We start from the raw sequence: 24,591 nt of genomic DNA, 5'->3' as shown, positions 1-24,591 counted from the left end.
AATAATGAGTTGTGGGTGGTTTCATGGTAACTTTCATGGATGCCATAAAGTACCGTTTAATAAGAGTAGGCCTATTATTTTTGCTTTTGGCAATTATATTGTCTCTCATCTCCATGTACGAAGTTCCAAAAAGTGGAAGTTGGAGCGGAGATCTTCAAGCAGGAGAACATTTACTTGGAGATTCCCAGTTTGAGAAAAAATATTTCATAAATAACAGAACCCTTATGTTATATTCTCAAAATGCTTCATTAATTATCATCCATGGGAATAAAATTGATGTTTACAAGCTAAAAAACGAGTCTGTGAGTTTGAACCCTCTCTCTCAACCCCAAATAAATGTAGAAAGTGGAGAGGTAAATTACACCTATAATGTTGAAGGGGTAGATTATCCCTACGCTCCTCTCGCGTGGATTGCGTTTGTTATGATGCTTGTGGGAAGTGCCCTAAGTTTGGTAGGATATGTGAGATTTATGGAGGAATTGAAAGGAGGGTAATGAGATGAGAGTGCTAAACCATGAAGAAGTTATTAACAAACTGACATCATTCATAAAAGACAAAGTTAATGAAACTAAAGCAAAAGGAGTTGTTATAGGAATAAGCGGTGGAGTAGACAGTGCAACTGTAACATATCTTGCCGTTAATGCGCTAGGAAAGGAGCGAGTTTTAGGGCTCATAATGCCATATTATAAAAACAAAGACCTTGATGACGCCATTTTAGTTTGCAAAACCCTTGGAATAAAGTACAAAGTCATATCCATAAAAAACATTGTAGATGAAATTGAAAAGAGCTTGGGATTTGAGTTGGATCCTGTCTCCAGGGGAAACTTGATGGCAAGAACCAGAATGATTCTCCTTTATGCTCATGCAAACTCTAGAAATTACCTTGTTTTAGGAACGTCAAACAAAAGTGAGTTCTTGACCGGCTATTTCACTAAGTGGGGTGACGGAGCAAGCGATTACGCTCCGCTAATTAACTTATACAAGACAGAGGTTTGGAAAATTGCAAAAGTCTTAGGAGTTCCAGAAAGAATAATAAATAAAAAACCAAGTGCAGGGCTTTGGGAAGGACAGAGCGACGAAGACGAGCTGGGAATAACATATAGACAATTAGATGAGATTCTGTACAGACTGATCGACTTGAAGATGGAGAAAGAAAAAATCACAGAAGAACTAAATATCCCCCATGAAAAAGTGGAATATGTAGAATCATTAATCCTAAAAAGTGAACATAAACGCAGACTTCCAGTAGGGCCAGAAATTTAAGGAGGTAACGACTTGAAACGAGGCTATTTTTTAGTTTTTTTAGCTGCAAGTATGTGGGGCACTCTTGGAATTTTTGCAAAGTTGCTTTACCAGTTTAATCTGGATCCATTTACTATAACCTTTTATAGAGCATTGATAGCATTTTCCCTCCTCCTAGCATACAACTACTCAAATGGTTTCCAAATAAAGAGGTACAGACTGCCATTCTACGCATTCTACGGTTTTTTTGCAGTGTTTCTGTTTTACATTCTATACTTTTATACAGTAAAGATTTCCTCTGTATCTTTCGCAGTCCTTCTTCTGTATTCCGCTCCCATTTATTCAACCATCTTAGGATATCTCCTATTTAAAGAGAAGATAACCACAACAAAACTTTTAGCGCTACTCATGGCGATATTTGGAATCCTCTTAGTTGTGAACCTTGATCATTGGAATGGTAACAAGATCGCTACAGTGTTAGGCCTGCTCTCTGGATTAACATATGCACTTTATGGTATTTTGGCTAAAATTGCTGTAAAAAGTGAAAGACCAGAAGAGGCTCTCCTTTACACGATCGGTTTTGGAGCATTATTTTTAGCCCCATTTTCTAATTTTAAAGTACCCTATGAATCTATCCCATACCTATTCGGGCTTGCATTCTTTCCCACATTCTTGGGATATATTCTTTACAATAGAGCCCTTCAGGAAGTCGAAGTTAGTAAAGCATCCATCATATCTACGATAGAACCAGTGGTGGCTTTAATTTTGGCCTACTCGATATTCCACGAAGTCTTAACATTAAAACAGATAATAGGAGCAATTTTCATAATTTTAGGATCACTCATTCTTCACATCGAAGAAAAGGAAAAAGATCAAACATAAAAATACCTCTCTAGTTCCCACTCAGTGATTTCTATTGTATTCATTGGTATCCCACTTTTCTCCAAATATTCCTGATAGCTCTTCCATTCTTCCGTTTTATACTTAATGAAGTTGTGATATGCTTCACCAAGTGCACCTTTAACAACCTTGTCTTTTCTAAGAGCTTCAAGTGCGGCTTCTAAGGTTGAAGGCAGAGTATCCACTCCTAATAAAGCTCGTTTTTTCTCGTCTAATTCATAAACATTTTCCTCCACATGTGCAAAGGGTTCAATCTGTTGTTTTATTCCATCCATACCAGCTTTCAAGACTGCAGCAAATGCAAAATATGGATTCGCACTCGGATCAGGACACCTATATTCAATTCTTGCACCATTTCCTTTATATGCGGGTACCCTTACTAAAGCACTCCTGTTTGCATAACCCCAAGATATGTAAACGGGTGCCTCATATCCTGGAACTAATCTTTTATACGAGTTAACAGTTGGATTTGTGATTGCCGTTAAAGCCTTTGCATGTTCTAAGATCCCCCCTATAAAGTAAAGGGCCTCTTCACTTAACCCTTTTTCTCCAATGAAAATATTCCTGTTCCCTTCCCAAAGACTTATGTGGAGGTGCATCCCATTACCTGGCTTTCCAAAAAGGGGTTTTGGCATGAATGTGGCATAAAGGCCATAACTCTCTGCAACAGCCTTCACCAGATACTTAAATCGAATTATATTATCCGCAGTTGTTAAGGCATCGGCAAATCGAAAATCTATCTCATGCTGTCCGGGGCCCACTTCATGGTGTAAAACCTCTGGGATTAACTTAAAGGATGGCATGTAGTGAGCTATTGTCCTTTTAATCTCCCTTGCCTTGTCTAGATTAATTAAATCAAAATAACCTCCCCCATCCGGAAGTTTGAGCTCCCATGAGCCGTTTTTTTCAAATAAATAGAACTCGGGCTCTGGACCTATATATGCCGTTAATCCCTCCTTTTCTAACTCCTCAGTGACTGATTTCAAAACTCTTCTCGGGTCTGCATAATATGGTTTATTGCCCTTGTATATGTATCCAAATACCTTCGCCACGCCTTCCCACGGTACTTCCACATAAGTATCCGGATCTGCTTTGAAAGTGAGATCACTATCTTCTATTCCTTGGAATCCTGGAATTGATGAACCATCAAATGAAATCCCTTCAGTTATAACTTCCTCGTATCTCCCTATTGGCACCTCCATACCTTTAGCAATACCATCTATATCCACAAAAACAAGTTGGAGAAAACGTGGTTTACCCGAAAACCCTCTTGCAACGGATTTGATATCGTTCATTTTTACCCCACCTTAATGATAATATTTTCATTATTGTCCAGCATTTTTATACAATATTTCTAATATAAGCTTTTCTAATGAACTATTGTCAAAATGGCAATTTCTATCCCGAGTTACACTTTCATGTACAAAACTAGACCAGATCACATATATTTTTGATACATATATGTCAATAGCATTTTAGGAAAAACCTTTTTATTCTCCCTTCAAAAATTCAAACATGCCCAAAGATGATGAAATTATACAGAAAGAACTTTCCCGTTTGAATGTACATCTTCCAAAAAGTAGGAAAAAACTTTCCCAACTGCTTAAAGAGGAAGAACCAAAAGTGCAACTTAAAGATGGCCAGTTTCACTATTTTAAACGAGAGGAACTCGAGTACATCCTCTCATTAATCGAAGAACACGAAAGAGAGTTCTTATATATTCCAATAATCCTCGAAATCACCACCACCTGGCACGGATATTTTAGAGTAAGGGGTAAAGTCGCTGTAAAGATCATTGAAAAAATTCTTGGGAACTACGATATGCTAGAGGAAAAAACTGAAATAATCCTTCCTCGTTACTTATTACCAAAAATACGAAAAAAACTTCCTACTACAACAACCTACGCATTTATTGTGGAGTGAGAGAAGATGGATGATAACAAAATATTACTTAACTATTATCTATTCACAATCCCCCAGATAACCGTATTTGCTGGAGCTATTTTGGGTATTATGTTAATTTTCAACGTAGAGATTAAAATTGCCCTTGGAATTTTTGCATCATTTTATGGACTTCTATTGACTATCATAGCGCTTTTAGTTAAGAGACAATTTTCAAAACTTCCACTATACAGAGCAAGCTTATTGTTCTTTGTAGGTTTTACTGTGCTTGGAATTTTCCTACTTTTAATGTGAAGTTTTATATTTGTTGAGATACTAACTATATAGGGGGAGATTTATGCGAAGGAAACTTATAGTCCTTATAGTACTCCTACTGATCACATCTATGGTATCTTCACAAACCCTCCTATTCTCAACTCTAGAAGAAAAAATAGTCCTGATTTCGGGAGACTACAAAGAAGGAACTCTAACGTTGATAAACAATGCAGATAAAGACTTTCAAATTGTGACGTTTCGCAGATATTACGTTTTGGATTCCAAAAACAACGAGGTCTCTGGAATCACACTGGAAATATACAAACCCGACGGAGAGCCTCTATCTACTGGTGTTCTCTATACATATTGGAAGTCAGGAGAAGAAAGAACTTTGAGGTATAAAATTTATGTAAATGAAAGTGTCAAACCAGGAACGTATACACTTTTCATGGTCCTTTGGGGATTTTTAAGCTCTGGGGATCTCAGGGTTATACAAATTCCAGTTACTCTTGAAATAACAGATATACCTCTAATGTTCAAAGAGGCCTTTGTTGAAGTTAAAGAACGGTCAGTTAAAACAAACAGAATACTCACCGGAGAGACCATTGTAATATACTCTACGGTTCATAATCTCAAAAATTCTCCAGTATCAATAAACGGAACAGCGTACTTAGAGAAAAACGGAAAGCAATATCTTAAAACAGATATAGCCATGAATCTGACTCCAGGAGATAACTCACTTCAAGTAGAGATCCCAATCCCATATGACCTTCAAGCTGGTGAATATAGACTCATATACAAGTTAGAATATTCTAAAGGCACATATCTTTTCTCAAAAGTTTTTTACATCACCTTTGGAGTGGATTTAACAGCAATTTCTTTGGAAAAGACAGAAGTTATGGAAGATGAAAAAAATACCCTATATCTAACCCTGTTTTCGGAAAGGGACATTGTAATTAATTACACTGTAGAAGTCTATGGAGTCAACAATGAGCTTTTACACAACTCCACAAAAGCTATCAAAATAGAAAAAGGAAGTACAATAATCCAAGACGAGATACCTTCTTTATCCCCAGGAAGCAAAAAAATCATAAGCAAAATTAGCTTTGGAAAAATAACTCTTGATCAGGAATCCATCTCCTACAATGTACTTGCATACCCACAAATCGAGAATATACTATACAAAGAGATTTCCTTAAACGAGAATAAGGCAACAGTCCAGTTTTCCATAACACTCAGCAATGCCAACTCGAAGGAAGTGGCCACTAAATTATCCTATAGATTCTTCAGGCTCAATGAAACTATTCACAAAGGATCAAGAGACTTATCTCTATCTCCAGGAAAAAATTACGTGAATATTACTATGGAATTTCCAATAGGAGAGAAGATATACTACGAGTTTTCCCTGATACAGAATAGTAAGGAACAGAAGATCAGTGGAAATCTGGAGATAAAACCTCCTGCTCCTCCAACTTCCATTTCCTCACAGTCATCAACCCCTCCAACTTCCACAACAAACACTACTATTCCTACTCCAGCCCCACAACAAAGAAATATTCTTACATATATCGCCATACTACTCATAATAATCTTCTTAGTATTACTGATTCTCTATTTGAAACCAGCACCTTCAAAGAAAAGACGTGAGAGACCAAAACCCAAGAGAAGATCCCCCATAGGCAAGTTCAAGAGACCAAAAGAGCCCGAGATCAAAGAGTACAGAGAATTACCGAAAAAATAGTCCAAAATATTTATAACTCTACTTTTATTAAACTTAAATAGTGAGGGAGCTGGGGCTGTCGGGTATTAAGCCTGAGGAAGTTCCGCCCACCTCACCGGGGCCGCGGTGTCGTAAGGCACCTCCCGAAAGGGAGGGCAACGGCGCAGAAACGACACGTCCCCTCAAATAGGAGGATGAAAGCGGTGAAGGCCTTCGGCAACGAAGGCCGAGCTAACCCGCAGACGATTTGAGGGGGAACGGTGAAACGGCCGTCCCGCGGGGTGCAAGGCCAAGCTAGGGACGATGAATTCCCGGTGGGAGTCCCGTGGTGGGCCGCTTAGTCGAATGCCCCATTTTTACAGAAGGCGGGCTATAGCTCCCTCACTTCATTTTCATATCTAAAAACGAAGCCACCAATATTAGTGAACCCCCAATAACAGTTCTAAATGTTGGTATTTCTCCTAGAAGTATCGCTGCATAAACTATTGCACTTAGTGGATCAAGATAACTTAAGAGTGCTGCTTCATTAGCTTCAACTTCTTTAAGGCCGTCCATGTAGATAAAAAGTGCAAAAACGGTATGAATAATTGCTATAAAAATAACCACTACGAAAGAGTTTAAAGAAACATGGAAATCTCCTACACTCACTAGAACAGGAAAAAGAATCAACGTGGCAAAAAATAACTGAAAAAATGTTAGATTGGAACTATCAATCTCCCTAAGATATCGACCCAAAATAGTTACACTCGCATAAAAAATTGCGCCCAAAAAAGCAAATATTATTCCAACAAAGTCCTTATTTCCAAGGGACATCTCTGTTTGGCTTCCTATTAAAAAAGCCCCTAAAAAAGCCAAACATACTAGAACTATCCTTATTTTTGTAATGTTCTCTTTCAAAAACACTGAAGATAGTATAACTACTATTATAGGCGCCAAATAATAGATAAGAGTCGCCTTGGCTATGTCAGTATACATAATTGCGGAGAAGAAAAATACCCAATTTAAAGCCAAAACAAACCCCAATAGAAATACCAAACCAATCTTAGGTCTCACATTTAAAAAAGCTCCCTTAATCCAACCAGCATTCTTCAATGAATGTATCAAAATAAGGAGTATACTCCCTAAAAGAACTCTATAAAAGGCCAATTTTAAACCATCTAATCCAGAGTATCGAGCAAAAACCCCTACACTGCCCCATATCAACATCGAGAATATTATTTTAGCCCTACCCTGAAGCATGCTTACTCCTCCAACTTCTCCACCCAGAGCTTATACGCCTCTTTGACTTCTTTTTCTCTGAATTTTGGTACCGCGTTTTTAAATGGGTCAAATTTTTCGAGATCCTTTTCATTGTTCCCAATATATGTAGTTATAAGACCCACTTTTGAATGTAGAGATGAGGGAAGTCTTAAAATCCGTTTAATATCTACCGTAACTCTACCATCAAAATAAGCTTTAGAAAAAGTAGTTGACAGACTAAAAAGTCTCAGAAGTGTTCTGTATCCTACTCCTCGAGGAAATGCAGTTAACATGCCTTTCTCTACAAAATCCCTATATATATTCTCCTTCTTTTCGAGTATCTGTTCAATTTGTCGCCTATTTAGACCAATGTTTCTCAAATGATACTCAGAAACACGCTTAATGAAATACCCAAATCTAAATCGAAATACTCTGAAATACCCAGAAGATAATAATATTCTCCTTTCTTGAAGATCCTCAAAAGCAATCTCTTCAGCACTGGAAATATAATTTAAAATTTTCTCCCTTGCTTTTGAATCTAGACTAAGTGCCCAATCATCTAAAACCCTTATGTGATATCCTCTTCCTGAGTAAACAAGATGAACATTCTCAAATCCAAAGTCTTCCTTTAGTATAATGAAAGTATCTTTAGTGAGCTCTTTGGCATCTTCTAAACATATTGGACATACTTTCCCTGTTTCATGATTGCATCTTTTCAGGGGCAAGTCTTTTGCATCTATATCAAAAACAAGCTCCGCTCCTAGCCATCCTTTCATATTTCTCGGTTCTTCATAAAGAGCAACGCTTGAATAGATCGAATAGGGGGCTGTTATCTTTATGTAATCCTCTAAATCTTTTATATGGTAGAACACGTTTTTTCTATCATTAGGGCCCTCCCCAGTATGATCAAAGCCAAACTCCCTATTTTCAAGAGTTTTAAGTATGAAGGAGGGTATCTTCCGTACATTCCATTCCTCTGAATAATATTTTGTCCTCTCTCCTTTACTCATCTCTCTAAAGAGTTCACTCATTGTTCTCCCCCGTTGATTTTTCTTTTTTACTTTCTAAGTAGAGCTTCCTCAGATAATACGTGAGGGGATTTCTAATATACCTGCAATCCCTATCAGGCTTACAAAGTTGAGGAGCGCTGGCCCGTATCTTCTCACAGTTAGGAGGGAAATACCAAGTAGAATTCCCACTATCTTCTAAACTCGGTTCCAAAGTATACCCAAAGCCAAGATGGTACCATATATTCTTAATTTCATTTGGTTGATCTTGAAATAATGGTGGACTGCACCTATTACCCGCTTGGACTATTACAGGTAAAATCTCTTCCTTGATGACTTTTAAATCCTTTATACAGTCTTTTACTTTAACATCTCTCTTAGAGGGATTTGGGCATATTCTAGCGTAGCTCAAAAAGGAGGTCAAAAGGACTGTTATTCCATAGTTTCTCAAACCACTGGGTACACCATTTAAAACTATCTTAATACAAGGAGGAAAGAGCTCAAAACGTAGTGGCTGGGCTGTTGCACTTCCAAGTCTCTCAAGCCTCTCCTTAAACCTCTCTCTAGCAATTTCACTTAGCCCCGAATACAATTCCATGTAATATTGTGGTAGTTCCTCTCGAATTTCATAGAGTATGTTAACTGCCCTCTCCATATTCCTTTCAAAGCTTTTTTTCCACAGCTCAATGAGTTGAGATCTATTAAGGTACACGTATCCCCGTCTTATATAAAAGCCTTTGAGAGAATCCTCATTAAGCATTAAAAAATCTTTTAATGCAATCTTGTACTGCAGAAGGTATTTCTCCTTCTCCTCAGACGGTAGTTCTTCATGTAAACTTTTTTCAAGTATGGTTCTGTCTTTTCTGGGAAGTTCATCCCTCTGCACCTTTTCCAGGGGTAATGCTAGTTCCGCAAAATTTCTCGACTTTTCTATCTTTGCTAGGTAGATTCTCAAATTTGCTTCTTTAACAAGTTCCATCTCTAAGCCATATGGAGAAAACGCTAACGCTCCCAACAGGGCGTAGAAGCTTGTCAAGTCCTTCCATTCATCAAGTCTCAGAACATGTTGAGGAACTTTCCCACTTTTTAACCATTTGACCCGTTCTAATGCCATATCAATACCAATATAATTCGGAATAACTTCTAATAGATCATTAATACTTCCAAATTCTTTTAATATCTCCTGAGCATGTTTTCCAAACGGATCTAACATCCACCCACCTCCTATTAATGCTCACATTAGAATAAAACTCTTTTGTTGCCTAGGCTTATAAAAAACAATTAAAATATTAGAAATATTCCAATGAGTGTCAGCAAATATGAGTAAATTTCCAAAAACCTTATATTCTCATATTAAATAACTTTAATAGTTAGAAACAAATTAAGTTGACTGCAAGGTGGGAATTATGACCAACTCGTTTCCAACTAAAAGAGTTAAAAGTGGGATACCGGGGTTTGACGATCTAATAGGAGGAGGTTTCCCCGAAGAATCCACCGTCCTTATCACAGGGAGTACTGGTACAGGAAAAACAACATTCGTCGCCCAATACATCTACAAAGGAGCAGAGGAGTATGGAGAACCCGGTGTTTTTGTCACATTAGAGGAGAGAGCCAAAGATATTAGGAGAGAAATGGGCCAATTTGGATGGGATCTTGAGAAATATGAAAAACAAGGGCTCATAGCCATAGTGGATGGCGTTAGTTCTATTTCTGGTATTCCCTCTGAGGAAAAATTTGTACTAGAGGACACTATAAATGTCGACAGCTTTTTAAGATACATATATCGGGTTGTTAAAGCAATAAATGCAAAAAGACTTGTCATTGACTCAATTCCCTCAATAGCATTTAGACTCCAGGATGAAAGAGAAATTAGAGGAGTTTTATTAAAACTCAACACAATCCTCCTTGAGATGGGAGTGACAACTCTTCTAACAACTGAGGCTCCCGACCCTAAAGGAGGTAAAATTAGCAAATATGGAATAGAAGAATACATTTCTAGAGGTGTCGTGCTTCTTGATCTTCAAGAGAAGAACATAGAACTAAAGAGATACCTATTAGTCAGGAAGATGCGTGGTACCAGGCATTCAATGAGAAAATACCCATTCGAAATAACTAACAAAGGAGTCGTGGTCTATCCAAGTGGAGAGATTTATTAAGGGAGGGAGTTTTAATTGAATCCATACCACAATCCACTAGCCAGATCAGAGCTAGAAGAGAAAGTTGAACGGATTCCTACAAACATCATTGACCCCTTATTAATGGGGGGGATTCCGCGAGGTAGCGTTGTTCTCCTCATAGGGGACCCCAAATCAGGCAAAACAACATTTATAAGCCAATTTATATACAATCAGCTGATTTCCGGAGCCAATGTAATCAGCCTCCTTGTAGACATTCCTCGTTATGAATTCATAAGTAATGCCCTAGATTTCGGGTGGAATTTTATTACACATTTAAATGAAAGGCTACACCTTTTAGATGCATACACTCAGAGAATCAGGGGGGGTCCTAAATTTTCTTTTACGGAGGAAGCAATTCCCGATATCAGGGACACTAGTCAGATAATAGACATAATTAAAGATACCACAACAAGGATTCTTTTAAATAATCCACACAATGAAGAACCTCTCACAGTAGGAATAATCTCATCTCTAACCCCCATGTTCTTCGAGACTGAAAAAAAAGAGATATACAAATTTTTAGAAGACTTAAAGGCATTTTCTCACAAGAACAAACAGGTGTGGATAATAGAAATGAACTCCGGCGTGGAAGAACCCCAAGTGGAGACAATAATCAAGGCAATAGTGGACGGAATAATTGAAATGAGGCTCTTTGAGGAAAATCATACCCTTCAAAGATATCTCAGAGTCTACGGGATGAGAAGAACCAGGCATCTCCTTTCTTGGGTCCCCTACGACATAACTGACAGGGGGATTGTTCTTAAAATCGAATAGGTGTACTTTTATTTTACACATTATTTGTTTTTTTGCTCTCTTACCTTTCAAGAGTAAGATTTTTAAGACATAGGGATTACTATCTACCATGGTTAAATTAAAAAAACTTGAAATAGTGTTTATTATCCTCTCCTTTCTATCCCTTGCTCTGCTCCATTATATCGGAACAGAAAAAATAACAGCAATCACTCCAAATGAGGCCGAGAAAGAAGATATTGCCCAATTTATTGGTCTATGTGTTTACTCAAAAGGGGACTTCAGCGTGCTCTATAATGGAACTGAAACTATCATAATACACAAGGGCCTAGAACCAAATAAAGTATATAAGGTCATGGGAAAGACTATTGACTCTTCAAAAAGTACAATAGATGTTTTTGAAGTCATAGAAGTCTCTCCAGAATTATTGCCCCTAGAAACACTCAACGGGACTTTCTGGAAGGGAAGTGCCTGCTATCTTCTACTTCCTGAGAGAATAAAATTAAACAAATGTTTAAATGTCTCTAAAGGAGAGATAGTAAAAGTTGACGGTCTATTCTATGGAAAAAAATTCTACGTAGTCAGATATGCTCAAGAGGGATTTCCGAAGAGACCCGAAAACAACATGCCTTTTGTCATCAAAGGGGTTGTGTTAGATAATAGAAACCCCTCCACAATATGGAACGGAAGCGAAGAAATCAAAGTTTACCTACCTTACAAAACTGAACTAAAAATTGGTGATATTGTAGAGATCACAGGCATTGCAAAACTTTATTCTACTCTCACTCTCTATGTGGAGGATAACTCTGATATAAAATTCCTTGGAAAACCCAACATAACAGAAATTGGGAAAGAGAATATAGGAGACATTGCTTATGGAGTGTGCCAAGTTACCAAATCCACTAGATATCTAAAATTAAATTGTACTTCCCTGAAGCTTTATGGGTTTTCTGCTAAATTAGGAGACATCATTGAATTTAAAGCCATAAGACGAAAAAACTCTCTTTACTGCATTGAGTGTCGAGTGAAAATACCAAGAAAAAAATTATCAAATTCCATTTGTCAGTCCCTCCCCAACATCCCAAGCAAAATCCATGGAAGGGTAAGCTGGATAAAAACATACGCCAATGGTTTTAGCATAGCCAACATAACTAATGGGAAATGCTGGATCCTATTAAAACTCCCAAAGTCTCTAGGGGTGTCTTTACACGAAAATCTAACCATAACTGCATTTGGATTCCATTCTACTTATAGAGGAATGCCAGCTTTTGAAATCCCCTCAGGGGATGAATTATGCTTAGAGAAGTATTCTTAGGAATTTTGGCTGGGACCATTACTGGATTAACGCCTGCTCTACATGTAAACACCTTAGCTTCAATTATAGGGAGTATGGATAGCATAATGGAAGGATTTTTGTACGTCGTGTTTCTTTATACTATGGGTCTAACCCATACTTTCCTAGATGCATTTCCCTCAACATTTTTTGGAATTCCAGAGGAAGATACTGCCTTAAGTATTCTTCCAGCTCATAGGCTGGCCCTCCAGGGGAGAGCTCTTGAGGTTGTGAATATTTCACTAAAAACAAGTTTTCTAGCAGTTTTATTCTCTCTAACTTTTCTTCCTATATATCTTTGGGTGGCCCCATATTACACTCCAACAGTGGGAAGAATTTTTGTATTCCTATTAGCAGGTTTAATCATATTCTCCGAAAAAGGTATGAAAAAAGTGTATGCACTTATTATATTTTGCATGGCTGGAATATTGGGAATTATTAGTGATAAGTTACCTCTTAAAGAACCTTATTTTCACTTGTTTGTAGGGTTGTTTGGTGTTCCAGCTATCTTGTTTTCTTTGAAAAATAATGAAAAAATAACCCCAGGAGAAAGTGAGATTCTACTCTCAAAAACACATTTCTTGAGGTATTCCTTCCTCGGAACATTATTTGGCATGCTCGCTTCCCTTTTGCCCACATTCACATCTTCTCAAGCAGCGCTATTGGGAAGTTTCCTATCTAAAGATGAAAGAGCCTTTTTAACAATTTCATTCTCAGTTAATACTGCCAATTTCATATTTGGCTTAGCAAATTTTTATGCTACTGGAAAAACTAGAAATGGGATTTTAGTTCTAATAAAGAATCACTACTATCCCCTAAACTCCAAAGAATTTGTCATATTGCTTATTATAACAATAACCGTTGGAAGTGTTGTCAATTTGTATGGACTCTTAATTTCCAAAAAGGTAGGAAGATTAATAGAGAAGATAAACTACAAACTTCTCAATATTTCAATATTGTCCTTTATAATAGCTGGCTCTTTCTACTTTGATGGCCTATTAGGGATAGGGGTGCTTGGAGTGGCAACTATACTTGGAACTACAACCCTTATCTTAAAAGTAAAAAGAACAACTTGTATGGGAGTACTAATGTTGAAAATAATGATAAAATAGGACCAGAAACCTTAAGACATTTCTTTCTTCTCTTTTAGTATTTTTTGAAACTCAACTAAGTCCGTAACGACTCTAACCCCATCAAGAGTCTCAAAATATGCTTTCTTTATTTTAATAACCTTTGCTCCAGTATATTTCATTTGGGGCGGATCATATGAGCCAAGTTCTACTATCTCATCCTCTACAATATACATTTTAATTTCTGGTTGGCCGATATATTTCCAAACTTCATAAAAAACCTCTGGTTCTAAATGTATTTCCCCCTCTACCTCCGTATAACCTGCCCCAATCATTTCCAGAAACTCTTTTATTACTTCAAAGTTCATAGAACTCACCAGTATAATATATAGAGCTCAAGAGTTAAATACCTATCGTCTCAACTTTAGAAGGGTGAGTCATAATGGCAAAAGTATACATCGATGCTCAAGCTTACAGGGCAATTGAAAAAGGTGCGATGATAATTTTCAAAAAAGGTATAGTGAGAACTGAAGGCGAGATCAAACCAGGAGATGTTGTGGAAGTTTATTCAAGAGGAGGGAAATTTTTAGGTAAAGGCTTTGCTAATCCGAACTCAAATATCATGATCCGTCTACTCACAAAAGACAAAGATACTGAAATTAATAAAGAGCTTTTCAAAGAGCGCATAAGAAAAGCAAACGAGTACAGAAAAAACATTTTAGGATATAACACAGCCTACAGAATGGTTTATGGTGAAGCAGATTACCTTCCAGGTTTGATTGTTGATAGATTTAATGATATAGCCTCTCTCCAAATCTCAAGTGCTGGGATGGAAAGATTCAAAATGGATGTTGCAGAAGCTATTCTCGAAGTTGAGCCCGAAATCGAAACAATATTTGAGAAAAATACTGGACGATCAAGGAGAAGGGAAGGCCTACCAGAAATAGAAAGAGTTCTTCTTGGTAAAGAAAAATATCGTACCATTATTGAAGAAGGCCAAGCCAAATTTATTGTTGATATGAGAGGCCAAAAAACAGGATTTTTCCTAGACCAAAGAGAAAATAGAATCGCTTTGGAAAAATACATAAAGGGTGGAGAAAGAGTCCTTGATGTATTTACTTATACAGGGGGTTTTGCTATCCACGCTGCAGTTGCAGGTGCCGAAAAAGTTGTTGCGGTAGACAAATCCCCTGCTGCAATAGAACAAGCAAAAGAAAACGCCAAGCTAAATGGTGTAGAGGATAAGATGGACTTTTTAGTGGGCTCCGCATTTGGCATTATGGAGAAAATGCAAAAGAAAGGAGAAAAGTTTGATATAGTTATACTGGATCCTCCCGCATTTGTACAACATGAAAAGGACTTAAAAAGAGGTCTCAGGGCATACTTCAACGTAAATTATCAGGGATTGAAACTTGTTAAAGACGGAGGCATTCTGGTAACGGCTTCCTGCTCCCAACACGTTGACATGCAAATGTTTAAGGATATGGTAATAGCAGCTGCGGCAAAAGCGGGTAAATTCCTAAAGATGGTAGAGCCCTATAGAACTCAAGCCCCAGATCACCCAATTTTAATGGCCTCAAAAGATACAGAGTACCTGAAATGTCTGTTTCTTCACGTAGAGGATATGAAGTGATATTCCCTTAATTTTATTTCGGCATCAGACCGTGGGCGTCTCTTCATCGCAATACTCAGTGGAGGTGCTTTCTCCTCATCTGCCATGAGCTTATAGAAATTCCAAGATATAAGGGTTTCTACTCTCTAGAGAAAATTAGTGAGTGCCTCCACCTCGTGCCTACTTTGAACTTTATGTCCTTTGGAAGATAACTGAGTTCCTCCGCCTTTGAGATAATAGATTTTAGCAAACTTGGTTTATCCGGAAGGAAAAGCGCAACTTTACCATTCTCAGTCATGTATTCCCTTGCTTCTCTTAGAATTCTTACGGCAAATTCTTCTCCATATTCTCCCCCACCAATCCCCTCAATTGGGGTTAAAACACCCTTTGTTGGTCTCTCGTAATAAGGAGGTGCAGAGAATATTATATCAAATTTCTCTCCTTCTGGGATTAATCTCTCGATTACCTCGCCATTGCTTTTAATCAGTTTAACTTTAGCGTTGTTCTTTTGGACATTGGCTTTAGCATACTCAAAAAACTCATCATTTACTTCAGTCGCCCAAACACTGCAATTAAACAATTTGCTTGCCATAATTGCCATCAAAGCTGAATGTCCAGTCCCTATTTCCAAGACTCTTTCTCCTCCTCTAAGAAAAGTCTTTAGAAATATAAACCTCGAGATTGGAGTAGTTATAAGTCCATTGGGGTGATATTCTATGTCAATATCAAAAACTGCCTTTGCAACAGCTTTATTATATAAAATCCTAGCTTTCCTATTTGAAAGATCTAGCCTACCCCTACTATCAATATATTTTCCAAGTTCTGGGAAAATTTTAATTGCTTCTCTCACTGGAAGGCCCAATTTTCCATCTTTCCACCCAGGCATGGATTAACATCCTCCGTTTTTATAAGATAAATCTAACTAAGAAAAATTTAAAGGTTAAGATTAAATGATGAGAATATCAAAGAAGAGCCAATAGAGCCATTATTTTTGCATCCTCAATCATGTTATCTATTTTTGCGTATTCATTAGGTTGATGCGCTCTTTCGTCTAACGTAGCCCAAACAACCGCTGGAATTCCAAGTTTTCTAAAGTAAGCTGCAAAGGTTCCTCCACCAATACCTCCAATTTTAGCTTCTCTGCCCCTAAGCTCCTTTATGGCTTTTTGAAGAAGTTTGACTATTTCACTATCCTTTGGGGTGGGTTCTGGTGCATCTAGTCTCTGAAGGACTTCTAACTCAATTTTTGGTAAAACCTCGCCATTTACTTCCTTTTTGTATTTTTCTTCAATTTCTCTAGCAAGGTTTTTAGCATCACTTAAGATATCATCCAAAGCATATTGTGGTAAAACTCTACAATCAAAGACTATCTCATGCTCCCCTGGAGCTATGTTTGGTGCATCGCTTGGATTACCTCCCATTGTGGGCTCAAAAGTGCTCTCTGGTGGATCAAACAGATTGTCTTTTGCGTTATACTTCTCATGGAGAAACTCGTCAAGCTCTTTTGCATAATCAAGAGCAACACGATGGGCATTCAATCCTAACCCAGGCATACTTGCATGAACTTGTTTACCCTTAACTTTAATTTTCATCCAGAGAATGCTTTTTTCCGCTATTTCTACAAATGTTCCCTCTTCATTTCCACCATCCGGCACTAAAACAAGGTCATCCTTTTTAAAGAGTTCTGGGTGTTCTTTCATTAACCACTCTAATCCATACTTACTACCAGTTTCTTCATCACTTACAAAAGCCAATATTATAGTTCTCTTAGGTCTTATCCCAAGGTTCATTAATGCTCTAACAGCGTAAAGAGATGCAACTAAACTCTGGCCATTGTCTTCACTGCCTCGTCCATAAATTTTGCCATCCTTCACTACAGGCTCAAATGGCTTTGTGACAGTCCACTTACTCAAATCTCCAGGTGGAACAACATCTAGATGAGTGAGAATCCATAATCTTGGGCTCTCTTCACCCTTTTCTCCATAATAGTATGCCAAGATATTTGGCCTAACACCATTTTTGGCCCTCTTATCTGGAGCATCATAGCGTTCAATCTTGTCAAACGGCCAGTCTTTGATTATTTCAAGAAGTTTCATTGCCTTATCGTATTCTCCCTCCCCATCACTATCAGGACTAATTGCGGGGATTTTTATGAGTTCTATTAGTGTTTCCACCATTTCATCTCTAAGAGTCTCTATTTCTTTAGAAACAGCTGCAATATTCATCCACATCACCACCTTTAATTTCTCACAATCTTTAAAGTGATTTTTGTTAAACAATAAAAAAGAGAAAAGAATTCATTCAACTTCTTTCTTGCCAGTAAGGAAGAGCCACACTGCTATAATACCAAGGAAGACTACTCCAATGATATCACTGCTGAAACCAATTGAGGGAGCTTTGTTTGCTACTATTAACCCTGCGAAGAATATACCCATCAATGCTTCTCCAGCTATCAACCCAGCTGCTCCAAGGACTCCTGCGTCGGTTGGTTTTTCTTCTGTTTTGCTTCCTCTGGCTCTTCCCACAAGCCATCTTAAAAGACCACCAATGAATATTGGGACGCCCAAGCTCAAGGGAAGATAAATTCCTACAGCAACGGGCATAACTGGAGTTCTGAACTTTGAGTTTTTCATAGCCAAAATCTCATCGAGTACTATTAGGGCTATGGCAATTGCAGCACCAATGAAGACCATGTTCCACTCAAGAGTTCCGGTAAATACACCCTCTGTAACTTTGGCCATGAGGAATGCTTGAGGTGCTGCTAAAGCATTTTCTTTAGCTGTAGGAGTCCCAGCAATACCATAAGCCTTTATCAGAAGGTTAAGTACTGGAGCCATGACTAAGGCAGCTGTAAATGTTCCAACTACCTCAAAGACCTGCTGTCTCTTTGGAGTTGCACCAACAATATGTCCTGTTGCTAAATCCTGCATAGTATCTCCAGCAATAGCAGCTGCCGTACAAATTACTGCTGCTACGAGAATTGTGGCAGTCATACCCTCTGGCCCGCTAAGCCCAAGAGCCTTAAGAACTAGTGCAGTGAAAAGCAAACTCATTATTGTAATACCTGACACTGGGTTGTTTGATGATCCTACAACACCAGCAAGGTATCCGGCAATAGAACTTCCGAAGAACCCGACAATAAGCATTATGACTGCCATAACGGCTGCTATCCCGACAGAATCTATTAAGTTGGCATATAGAAGGAACAATGGCACTACAAATGCTGCTATTAACATGAGTACTGTGGTCATTGGCATGTCTTCTTCAGTTCTAAGGATTATTTCACCACTTTGCTTTCTTTTAGTTGCTTCAAGTCCAGCTTTTATACCTCTTGAGATTGGCCCTCTGAGTTTTATAAGGCTCCATAGGCCACCAACGACCATTGCGCCAACTCCCATATACCTTATCTTAGTACTCCATGTTACCCATGCAAGATCCAAGGCACTAAGCCCATCTGGATTTCCAGTTTTAGCTACATAGAGTGGAATCGCAATGAACCATGCAATTGCACCACCTAAGAAAACTAAGAAGGCAATATTTAACCCCACAATATATCCAACACTCAAGAGGGCCGCTGAGAGATCACTTCCTAAATATAAGACTCTCCTACCAACAAATTTGGCAGTTTCAACAGCTGGGGCCCATAGACCAGAACTTCCTAAGAGTTTGTAAAGACCGCCAAAAATACCACCAACAAAAATTGGCTTTGCATGAGAGCCTCCTTTGTCTCCTGCAATAAGGACCTCAGCACAAGCTGTACCCTCTGGATAGGGGAGCCTCTCCTCAACTATAAATGCTCTTCTAATCACTATTGTGAAGAGAGCACCTAGTGAACCACCTAACGCCGCTATGATTGTGATTAACCAGTAAGGAAACTCTGTGTATGTTCCCAAAACCACTAACGCTGGAAATGTAAATATAACTCCTGCTGCCAAGGATTCACCTGCTGAAGCTGCTGTTTGAACCATGTTATTCTCAAGGATATTCCTGTCCTTGAACGCCATTAATATTGCCATAGATATAACTGCTGCCGGAATACTAGCACTAACAGTCATACCCGCATACATACCAAGGTATGCATTTGCTGCACCCATAATTATGGAGAGAATTATTCCCAAAATAAACGCCTTGATTGTATATTCTGGTAAAGATTTCTCAGGTGGAACGTATGGTTTAAACTCCACACTGGACACCTCCGCATTTTATTGGCACTTAGGATATATCTGGCTTATATAAAATACTTTCGGTTATATGAATATCACATCAATATAAATTATTGGACCATATTACAATAATAATATGCAAAAATGTCTAAAATACTGCAACGATGAAATTATATGTGAAGTAATGTTCATCAATTAATCAAAGAATTTCCATAGAACTTATATACACGATTACTATAACTATTAATATCGCTAAAAAGCGGAGGGAGGTAAATTGGTTGAGATAATCTTTCTAGGCAGTGGCGGCGGGAGATTTATCACAATAACACAGTTTCGCCCTACTGGCGGGTTTTTTATTAATACCAGCAAGCGAATCTATGTAGATCCAGGACCAGGAGCTCTAGTACGTGCATGGAGGTATAAAATAGATCCGAGAAAGATAGATGTGCTTTTTGTTTCTCACAGACATACAGATCATTGTAATGACTCGGAGATTATGGTAGAAGGAATGACTGTAGGAGTTACAAAAAGACGTGGCACCCTAATAGCTTCAAAAAGTGTTGTCTATGGGGATGATGAACATACTCCCGCAATTTCCAAGTATCATTTAGATTCCTTAGAAGAAATCCATATTCCCAACCCAGGAGAGAGAATACAACTTGGAGAAGACGAAATGACAATAACCCCTACAATACATTCAGATCCTACTGCTATAGGATTCATATTAAAAACACGGTTCGGGAAAATTGGATATATCCCCGACACAGAATATTTTGATGATTTAAAAAAGATATATAATGGAGTCAGATTACTAATTGCCTCAGTTACACGACCAACAAACATGAAGATACCCTATCATCTCTGTACTGAAGATACAATTTATATGCTAAAAGACATGAAACAAAAACCAGAAATGCTGATCATGAGTCATATAGGAATGAAAATGCATTTTGCAAACCCCTATAAAGAAGCCAAATTTATAGAAAACGTCACCGGAGTGAAAACTCTAATTGCAAAAGAAGGGTTTAAAGTTAAGATGGAAAGAAAAGATATAAAATTAAGAACCCTTCGACCGGCCAGAGAACTCTAAAACGAGCCGAGTAACTAAGTTATATGCTAAATTAAAGAGCTCTTCCTTTCTTTTTTCTGTAATCCCCTCAACGACAACTCTTATTTTTGGTTCAGTTCCGCTTGGCCTTACAAGTACCCAAGAGCCATCTTTAAGATTTAACCTCATTCCAGAAATTGTTATTACCTCCTCGATCTGATCACTTAAAAGCTCCTGCAACTGTTCTTTTGCTTTTTCTACAACTTGATACTTTATTTCTTCAGGACACTTAACATTCTTTTTGATTAGATAATACTTTGGAATATCTTTGATTATTTCAGAGAAAGGCTTGCCTTCTTGATCTATTATCTTCAAAAGCAATCCAATTGTAACAAAGCTATCAATCCATAACCCAAACTCTGGATGAATGAACTTCCAAGGCTCTGATGCAAATATGGCATTATATTTCTTTATTCCATCATGTAGTTGCCCCAATGGAACCCGGTATACCCTTCCTCCTTCCTCTTCAACTACTTTGTCTATCCTAAAAGATGTGTTTATTGAGACCACTATGTTACCACCTTTGTGTTCCTGAGCATACAACCGTGCAAACAAAGCTATCAAAGTATCTTCCTCTACATAGTTCCCTTTTTCATCAAAAACCGCTATCCTATCTGCATCACCATCTTGAGCAATTGCAAGATCAAATCCAAGTTCCCTTACAAGGTTACTTAGGTAGGCAATATTCTCATATCTTGGCTCTGATTTTCTACCGGGAAAATATCCATCAGGATGAGCATTCAAAGTTACAACCTTCGCCCCCATTTTTCTCAGCAGATAGGGAGTTATTAAGCTTCCAGCCCCATTGCCCATGTCCAAGAGTACTTTAAGCTTGGTTTCGTGATTTACATATCCCAATATCTCATCAATGTACTGGTCTTTTAGATTCAAGTCCCTTGCCGTCCCAATATGATCCCACGGGCTTTTTTTATAACTCTGAGAGAATATAATTTCTTCCAGCTCTTCTTCCTGTTCTAAAAAGAATTCAATCCCCTTTTCATTGAACACTTTGATACCATTATCACTTGGCGGATTATGTGATGCGGTTATCATGACTCCTGCATCTCCAAGCTTGTTAGTAGCCCATGCTAACATTGGAGTTGGCACAAAACCTATTCTGAGTACGTCAATCCCTGTGCTTAGCAGTCCACTCACTAAGGCATTTTCAAGCATTATACTTGATGTCCTAGCATCTCTACCAACTACCACTGTCCCCTTGTCGATATACGTCCCGAGAGCTTTTCCAACATTTAAAGCAAGCTCTGGTGTGATCTTTGAATGAATAGGCCCCCTAATTCCCGCTGTACCAAATAGTCTCATGTCACCACCATGCTAATGTTGGAACTTGCTTTATATATCTTTTTGATGAGGGTTCCATACATATATAGGAATTCCTCTATAGTTTTCAAGCTTCAAAAATCTTGGCATGCCATCAAGAGAAAATGGAACAATATATACTGGGATTTTCAGGGTTTTTCCTAATTCTAAAATGGGTTTAATAAGCTCTGGAGTCGGTCGAATTGAATATATTACCTCAGCATCTCTATAGATGATTAAGTTAGGAGAGAATATATTGTCAATACATGCCTTAAGACCAAGTTCTTTGGCTTTTTTAACAGCTTTTGGATTCCAATCTACAACGATAATCTCTCTTCCTAGCTTTTTTAGTTTTAAGGCAACTTTAAAGTTAAATCCCACTCCTACCTCTATTAGCTTTCCTTTTGGGTGTCTATCATTTAAAAATATAGCTATCTCCTCAAAACTCATGAAAAATACAAGAAAAAGAAAGGTTAAAAAACTTTTCAGAATATTGCCTTTTCACTTCTCTTATCAAAGATGTGAATCTTCTTCATATCAAAAACAACATCGACCTCTTGTCCCTCCTTAACCAAAGATTCAGGAGGGAATTTACCAATAAAGCTTAAATCCCCAACTCTTAAGTGAACAATCTTTTCTCCACCTAAATTCTCAACAATATCTACTTTAACCCTAACCATATTCTCTCCAGGAATCTTCACTTGAGCAAACAATGCATCATAAACATCCTCAGGCCTAAATCCAAAAAGAACGTCCTTACCAGCATATCCCAACTCTTCAAGTGCTCTTACTTGGTCTGGAAGCAGTTTTAACTTGAAAGCCCCGAAGCTTACAAAGCCATCGGGAGTAACCGTACCCTCTAAGAAGTTCATTGGAGGTGATCCAATAAATCCACCGACAAAAACGTTAGCCGGTCTGTTATATACCTCATCAGGTGAACCAACTTGTTGAAGAACACCAAAATTCATGACAGCAACTCTATCACCCATAGTCATGGCCTCAACCTGATCATGTGTAACATAGACGGTGGTTACTCCAAGCTGACGCTGGAGCTTTTTAAGCTCAGCCCTCATTCTAACTCTTAACTTTGCATCAAGATTTGATAATGGCTCATCCATGAGAAAAACTTGTGGTTTCCGAACAATTGCTCTACCCAAGGCCACTCTCTGCCTTTGACCACCTGACAGTTCTCTAGGTTTTCTTTTCAAGAGTTCAGTTAAACCAAGAAGTTCTGCTACTTCTCTAACCCTCTCATCAATCTCCTGCTTGGAAACCTTTCTTAATTTTAATGGAAAAGCAATATTGTCGTAAACTGTCATATGGGGATAAAGTGCATAGCTTTGAAAAACCATGGCAATGTCTCTATCTTTAGGAGGAATAAAAACACCTTTCTCCGCATCTGCTACAAGTCTCTCTCCAATAAAAATCCTACCCTTCGTGGGCTCTTCTAGACCAGCTATCATCCTAAGAGTAGTAGTTTTCCCACATCCACTTGGCCCAAGAAGAACCATGAATTCACCATCTCTAACTTTTAAATCAAGATCTTTAACTGCCTCAACACCATCAAATATTTTCCAAACCCCTTCAAGCTTAACTTCAGCCATCTCTAGCCACCTCTCTCATTTTATTTAACGCCTTATAAGAATTATTAAAAAGTAAAAGGGGATGAATCACCTCTTTTTTCTTAATGCTAATGGTGTTAGGAGTAGTGCAAGGAATACTGCTGGGCCACAGATTCCACCAGTCTCTGTTGGCGACTCGGTTGGTGATGTTGGGGATTCTGTTGGAGAACTTGTTGTTGGTGAAGTGGTCGTAGGAGAAGTTTCAGTTGGGGTTTCTGTCTCAGTTGGTGTTTCAGTTTCCGTGGGTTTTTCTTCAGCTCCCCTCACCCACAATACCATTTTCACTGTTGCTCTCTTGTTATTTTCAGCATCATAACTGTTTAATTGTTCTTCTTGAGTAGGTTTGAATCCTTCTGGAGCTAATAGATCATAGACTCTTGGAGCTACTCCAGCTATCACTGCATTAACGTCTCCACCGCCACCCTTCCACTCTTCAGCTTCGACAGCTATAGGCCTCCACTTATCAGGCCCATAACCATCCTGAGAACCAACGAGAATTACTCCCCATACTCCATAGTCCTTGTTGATCTCAAGATACTTCTTTGGAACTTCAACAATTATTGCGTTCTTAGTAGGATCGGCGGAGATCTTCAATTCCCCTTGAATTGATTCCCCATTTGGAAGGACTATTATATTTCCGTAGTCCCAACCAGCTATCCTTAATGCTAAATCCCATGGGTGTTCAGGGTCGAGATCTACATTTGAACCAGGGCCATCTGGGAACATTTTAATGGCAGATGAATTTCCACCATCCTTGAAGTCAAAGTACGCTTCAATAATCTGCAAACTAAAACCATTAGGCCCATTCCATGGATTACCTCCCAGTTCTGCAAAGTAGAACTCTAAAGTGTAAGTCTCCCCTGTGTCAAGCATTTTAAATTTAAGTAAATCAAGGTGATTTGGAACAAACACTTTGTTTGTAGCGTAAGTATATGTGCCAGGTCCATGATCATCTCCCTGGGGATCATCAACCTCAATTATTACATTTGTACTTGTTGTGACAGGTATCATTTTCACCACTGCTCTCTTTTGATTTTCGGCATCATAACTGTTTAATTGCTCTTCTTGAGTAGGCTTAAAGCCTTCTGGAGCTAATAGATCATAGACTCTTGGAGCTACTCCAGCTATCACTGCATTAACGTCACCGCCACCACCTTTCCACTCCTCAGCATCC

24 protein-coding genes and 1 other RNA gene are annotated in these 24,591 nt (G+C 38.3%); 13 read left to right on the top strand and 12 right to left on the bottom strand.

The features are described from left to right. Nucleotides 1–23: 23 nt before the first annotated feature. From EP1X_RS02595 to EP1X_RS02585, 3 genes are read left to right on the top strand one after another with little or no spacing between them, the layout of a single operon-like run. Entirely contained in the window at nucleotides 24–494 is a 471-nt protein-coding gene (locus EP1X_RS02595) for a hypothetical protein (protein ID WP_055281447.1), read from the top strand. Nucleotides 495–498: 4 nt separating this feature from the next. Next, nucleotides 499–1,263 (top strand): NAD+ synthase, encoded by a 765-nt coding sequence (locus tag EP1X_RS02590; RefSeq protein WP_055281445.1) that lies wholly within the window; start codon nucleotides 499–501, stop codon nucleotides 1,261–1,263. Between the two features lie 12 nt (nucleotides 1,264–1,275). Next, on the top strand, nucleotides 1,276–2,124 hold the full coding sequence (locus EP1X_RS02585; protein ID WP_055281443.1) for an EamA family transporter: 849 nt from the start codon (nucleotides 1,276–1,278) through the stop codon (nucleotides 2,122–2,124). Here EP1X_RS02585 and glnA read toward each other — a convergent pair. After that, nucleotides 2,115–3,437, bottom strand: coding sequence for a type I glutamate--ammonia ligase (gene glnA, locus EP1X_RS02580; RefSeq protein WP_055281441.1), 1,323 nt, complete (start codon nucleotides 3,435–3,437; stop codon nucleotides 2,115–2,117). The two genes, EP1X_RS02585 and glnA, sit on opposite strands and share 10 nt — an antisense overlap. 220 nt (nucleotides 3,438–3,657) lie before the next feature. Here glnA and EP1X_RS02575 point away from each other — a divergent pair, with 220 nt between their 5' ends. The 4 genes from EP1X_RS02575 to rnpB all read left to right on the top strand — a co-directional run bounded on the left by EP1X_RS02575 (nucleotide 3,658) and on the right by rnpB (nucleotide 6,404). Further along, nucleotides 3,658–4,065: a DUF61 family protein gene (locus EP1X_RS02575; RefSeq protein ID WP_055281439.1), complete on the top strand. Its 408-nt coding sequence runs from the start codon at nucleotides 3,658–3,660 to the stop codon at nucleotides 4,063–4,065. 6 nt (nucleotides 4,066–4,071) lie between these two features. Beyond that, complete coding sequence (locus tag EP1X_RS02570; protein ID WP_055281437.1) at nucleotides 4,072–4,338, top strand: hypothetical protein; 267 nt, start codon at nucleotides 4,072–4,074, stop codon at nucleotides 4,336–4,338. Nucleotides 4,339–4,381: 43 nt separating this feature from the next. Continuing rightward, nucleotides 4,382–6,040 carry a hypothetical protein gene (locus EP1X_RS02565; RefSeq protein WP_055281435.1) on the top strand — a complete coding sequence of 553 codons (1,659 nt, stop codon included), beginning with the start codon at nucleotides 4,382–4,384 and terminating at the stop codon, nucleotides 6,038–6,040. Between the two features lie 40 nt (nucleotides 6,041–6,080). Beyond that, nucleotides 6,081–6,404, top strand: an RNA gene (gene rnpB / locus EP1X_RS02645) — RNase P RNA component. Here the strand turns inward: rnpB and EP1X_RS02560 are convergent. The 3 genes from EP1X_RS02560 to priL are packed head-to-tail and all read right to left on the bottom strand — an operon-like array spanning nucleotide 6,401 to nucleotide 9,478. Continuing rightward, nucleotides 6,401–7,258, bottom strand: a complete 858-nt coding sequence (locus tag EP1X_RS02560) for a DMT family transporter (RefSeq protein ID WP_055281433.1) — start codon at nucleotides 7,256–7,258, stop codon at nucleotides 6,401–6,403. The genes rnpB and EP1X_RS02560 overlap by 4 nt on opposite strands. Before the next feature lie 2 nt (nucleotides 7,259–7,260). After that, nucleotides 7,261–8,289: a DNA primase catalytic subunit PriS gene (gene priS / locus EP1X_RS02555; protein ID WP_055281431.1), complete on the bottom strand. Its 1,029-nt coding sequence runs from the start codon at nucleotides 8,287–8,289 to the stop codon at nucleotides 7,261–7,263. After that, nucleotides 8,282–9,478 (bottom strand): DNA primase large subunit PriL, encoded by a 1,197-nt coding sequence (gene priL / locus EP1X_RS02550; RefSeq protein WP_055281429.1) that lies wholly within the window; start codon nucleotides 9,476–9,478, stop codon nucleotides 8,282–8,284. Before priL ends, priS begins: the two co-directional genes overlap by 8 nt. Before the next feature lie 193 nt (nucleotides 9,479–9,671). Between priL and EP1X_RS02545 the strand changes: the two genes are divergently transcribed. The 4 genes from EP1X_RS02545 (at nucleotide 9,672) to EP1X_RS02530 (ending at nucleotide 13,637) form a co-directional block, all read left to right on the top strand. Beyond that, a complete protein-coding gene (locus EP1X_RS02545) occupies nucleotides 9,672–10,421 on the top strand; it encodes an ATPase domain-containing protein (RefSeq protein ID WP_055281427.1) in 750 nt (249 codons plus the stop codon). Nucleotides 10,422–10,436: 15 nt separating this feature from the next. After that, entirely contained in the window at nucleotides 10,437–11,216 is a 780-nt protein-coding gene (locus EP1X_RS02540) for an RAD55 family ATPase (protein WP_055281425.1), read from the top strand. 88 nt (nucleotides 11,217–11,304) lie between these two features. After that, complete coding sequence (locus EP1X_RS02535) at nucleotides 11,305–12,507, top strand: hypothetical protein (RefSeq protein WP_055281423.1); 1,203 nt, start codon at nucleotides 11,305–11,307, stop codon at nucleotides 12,505–12,507. After that, nucleotides 12,486–13,637 carry a tripartite tricarboxylate transporter permease gene (locus EP1X_RS02530; protein WP_055281421.1) on the top strand — a complete coding sequence of 384 codons (1,152 nt, stop codon included), beginning with the start codon at nucleotides 12,486–12,488 and terminating at the stop codon, nucleotides 13,635–13,637. Before EP1X_RS02535 ends, EP1X_RS02530 begins: the two co-directional genes overlap by 22 nt. 11 nt (nucleotides 13,638–13,648) lie before the next feature. Here EP1X_RS02530 and EP1X_RS02525 read toward each other — a convergent pair whose 3' ends face one another. Continuing rightward, nucleotides 13,649–13,963 carry a DUF5748 family protein gene (locus EP1X_RS02525; protein WP_055281419.1) on the bottom strand — a complete coding sequence of 105 codons (315 nt, stop codon included), beginning with the start codon at nucleotides 13,961–13,963 and terminating at the stop codon, nucleotides 13,649–13,651. 74 nt (nucleotides 13,964–14,037) lie between these two features. Here EP1X_RS02525 and EP1X_RS02520 point away from each other — a divergent pair, with 74 nt between their 5' ends. Next, a complete protein-coding gene (locus EP1X_RS02520; protein ID WP_055281417.1) occupies nucleotides 14,038–15,228 on the top strand; it encodes a class I SAM-dependent rRNA methyltransferase in 1,191 nt (396 codons plus the stop codon). 118 nt (nucleotides 15,229–15,346) lie between these two features. Here EP1X_RS02520 and EP1X_RS02515 read toward each other — a convergent pair whose 3' ends face one another. The 3 genes from EP1X_RS02515 to EP1X_RS02505 form a co-directional block, all read right to left on the bottom strand. Continuing rightward, entirely contained in the window at nucleotides 15,347–16,093 is a 747-nt protein-coding gene (locus EP1X_RS02515; RefSeq protein ID WP_055281415.1) for an RlmF-related methyltransferase, read from the bottom strand. A 76-nt stretch (nucleotides 16,094–16,169) separates the two neighbouring features. After that, nucleotides 16,170–17,432 (bottom strand): M20 family metallo-hydrolase, encoded by a 1,263-nt coding sequence (locus tag EP1X_RS02510; RefSeq protein ID WP_156300698.1) that lies wholly within the window; start codon nucleotides 17,430–17,432, stop codon nucleotides 16,170–16,172. A 72-nt stretch (nucleotides 17,433–17,504) separates the two neighbouring features. Then, nucleotides 17,505–19,391, bottom strand: coding sequence for an OPT family oligopeptide transporter (locus EP1X_RS02505; RefSeq protein WP_055281412.1), 1,887 nt, complete (start codon nucleotides 19,389–19,391; stop codon nucleotides 17,505–17,507). 253 nt (nucleotides 19,392–19,644) lie between these two features. Here EP1X_RS02505 and EP1X_RS02500 point away from each other — a divergent pair, with 253 nt between their 5' ends. Next, nucleotides 19,645–20,460: an MBL fold metallo-hydrolase gene (locus tag EP1X_RS02500; RefSeq protein WP_055281410.1), complete on the top strand. Its 816-nt coding sequence runs from the start codon at nucleotides 19,645–19,647 to the stop codon at nucleotides 20,458–20,460. Here the strand turns inward: EP1X_RS02500 and glmM are convergent. The 4 genes from glmM to EP1X_RS02480 form a co-directional block, all read right to left on the bottom strand. Further along, entirely contained in the window at nucleotides 20,428–21,798 is a 1,371-nt protein-coding gene (glmM, locus tag EP1X_RS02495; protein WP_055281408.1) for a phosphoglucosamine mutase, read from the bottom strand. The two genes, EP1X_RS02500 and glmM, sit on opposite strands and share 33 nt — an antisense overlap. A 30-nt stretch (nucleotides 21,799–21,828) precedes the next feature. Then, a complete protein-coding gene (locus EP1X_RS02490; protein ID WP_055281407.1) occupies nucleotides 21,829–22,245 on the bottom strand; it encodes a UPF0146 family protein in 417 nt (138 codons plus the stop codon). Nucleotides 22,246–22,280: 35 nt separating this feature from the next. Continuing rightward, nucleotides 22,281–23,399 carry an ABC transporter ATP-binding protein gene (locus tag EP1X_RS02485; RefSeq protein WP_055281405.1) on the bottom strand — a complete coding sequence of 373 codons (1,119 nt, stop codon included), beginning with the start codon at nucleotides 23,397–23,399 and terminating at the stop codon, nucleotides 22,281–22,283. A gap of 66 nt (nucleotides 23,400–23,465) precedes the next feature. Beyond that, on the bottom strand, nucleotides 23,466–24,591 hold a 1,126-nt coding region (locus tag EP1X_RS02480; protein WP_156300697.1), incomplete at its 5' end, for a glucodextranase DOMON-like domain-containing protein.

Source organism: Thermococcus sp. EP1, assembly GCF_001317345.1.
In the GTDB taxonomy this organism is placed as follows: Archaea; Methanobacteriota_B; Thermococci; order Thermococcales; family Thermococcaceae; genus Thermococcus_A.
This window is presented reverse-complemented; position numbering and strand designations above follow the sequence as displayed.

What these genes read in the sequence shown, in the direction of transcription:
- EP1X_RS02595 (WP_055281447.1), top strand. Translation starts at nt 24, where the DNA reads ATGGTAACTTTCATGGATGCCATAAAGTACCGTTTAATAAGAGTAGGC.
- EP1X_RS02590 (WP_055281445.1), top strand. Translation starts at nt 499, where the DNA reads ATGAGAGTGCTAAACCATGAAGAAGTTATTAACAAACTGACATCATTC.
- glnA (WP_055281441.1), bottom strand. Translation starts at nt 3,437, where the DNA reads ATGAACGATATCAAATCCGTTGCAAGAGGGTTTTCGGGTAAACCACGT.
- EP1X_RS02575 (WP_055281439.1), top strand. Translation starts at nt 3,658, where the DNA reads ATGCCCAAAGATGATGAAATTATACAGAAAGAACTTTCCCGTTTGAAT.
- EP1X_RS02570 (WP_055281437.1), top strand. Translation starts at nt 4,072, where the DNA reads ATGGATGATAACAAAATATTACTTAACTATTATCTATTCACAATCCCC.
- EP1X_RS02565 (WP_055281435.1), top strand. Translation starts at nt 4,382, where the DNA reads ATGCGAAGGAAACTTATAGTCCTTATAGTACTCCTACTGATCACATCT.
- EP1X_RS02560 (WP_055281433.1), bottom strand. Translation starts at nt 7,258, where the DNA reads ATGCTTCAGGGTAGGGCTAAAATAATATTCTCGATGTTGATATGGGGC.
- priS (WP_055281431.1), bottom strand. Translation starts at nt 8,289, where the DNA reads ATGAGTGAACTCTTTAGAGAGATGAGTAAAGGAGAGAGGACAAAATAT.
- priL (WP_055281429.1), bottom strand. Translation starts at nt 9,478, where the DNA reads ATGTTAGATCCGTTTGGAAAACATGCTCAGGAGATATTAAAAGAATTT.
- EP1X_RS02545 (WP_055281427.1), top strand. Translation starts at nt 9,672, where the DNA reads ATGACCAACTCGTTTCCAACTAAAAGAGTTAAAAGTGGGATACCGGGG.
- EP1X_RS02535 (WP_055281423.1), top strand. Translation starts at nt 11,305, where the DNA reads ATGGTTAAATTAAAAAAACTTGAAATAGTGTTTATTATCCTCTCCTTT.
- EP1X_RS02530 (WP_055281421.1), top strand. Translation starts at nt 12,486, where the DNA reads ATGCTTAGAGAAGTATTCTTAGGAATTTTGGCTGGGACCATTACTGGA.
- EP1X_RS02525 (WP_055281419.1), bottom strand. Translation starts at nt 13,963, where the DNA reads ATGAACTTTGAAGTAATAAAAGAGTTTCTGGAAATGATTGGGGCAGGT.
- EP1X_RS02520 (WP_055281417.1), top strand. Translation starts at nt 14,038, where the DNA reads ATGGCAAAAGTATACATCGATGCTCAAGCTTACAGGGCAATTGAAAAA.
- EP1X_RS02515 (WP_055281415.1), bottom strand. Translation starts at nt 16,093, where the DNA reads ATGCCTGGGTGGAAAGATGGAAAATTGGGCCTTCCAGTGAGAGAAGCA.
- EP1X_RS02510 (WP_156300698.1), bottom strand. Translation starts at nt 17,432, where the DNA reads ATGAATATTGCAGCTGTTTCTAAAGAAATAGAGACTCTTAGAGATGAA.
- glmM (WP_055281408.1), bottom strand. Translation starts at nt 21,798, where the DNA reads ATGAGACTATTTGGTACAGCGGGAATTAGGGGGCCTATTCATTCAAAG.
- EP1X_RS02490 (WP_055281407.1), bottom strand. Translation starts at nt 22,245, where the DNA reads ATGAGTTTTGAGGAGATAGCTATATTTTTAAATGATAGACACCCAAAA.
- EP1X_RS02485 (WP_055281405.1), bottom strand. Translation starts at nt 23,399, where the DNA reads ATGGCTGAAGTTAAGCTTGAAGGGGTTTGGAAAATATTTGATGGTGTT.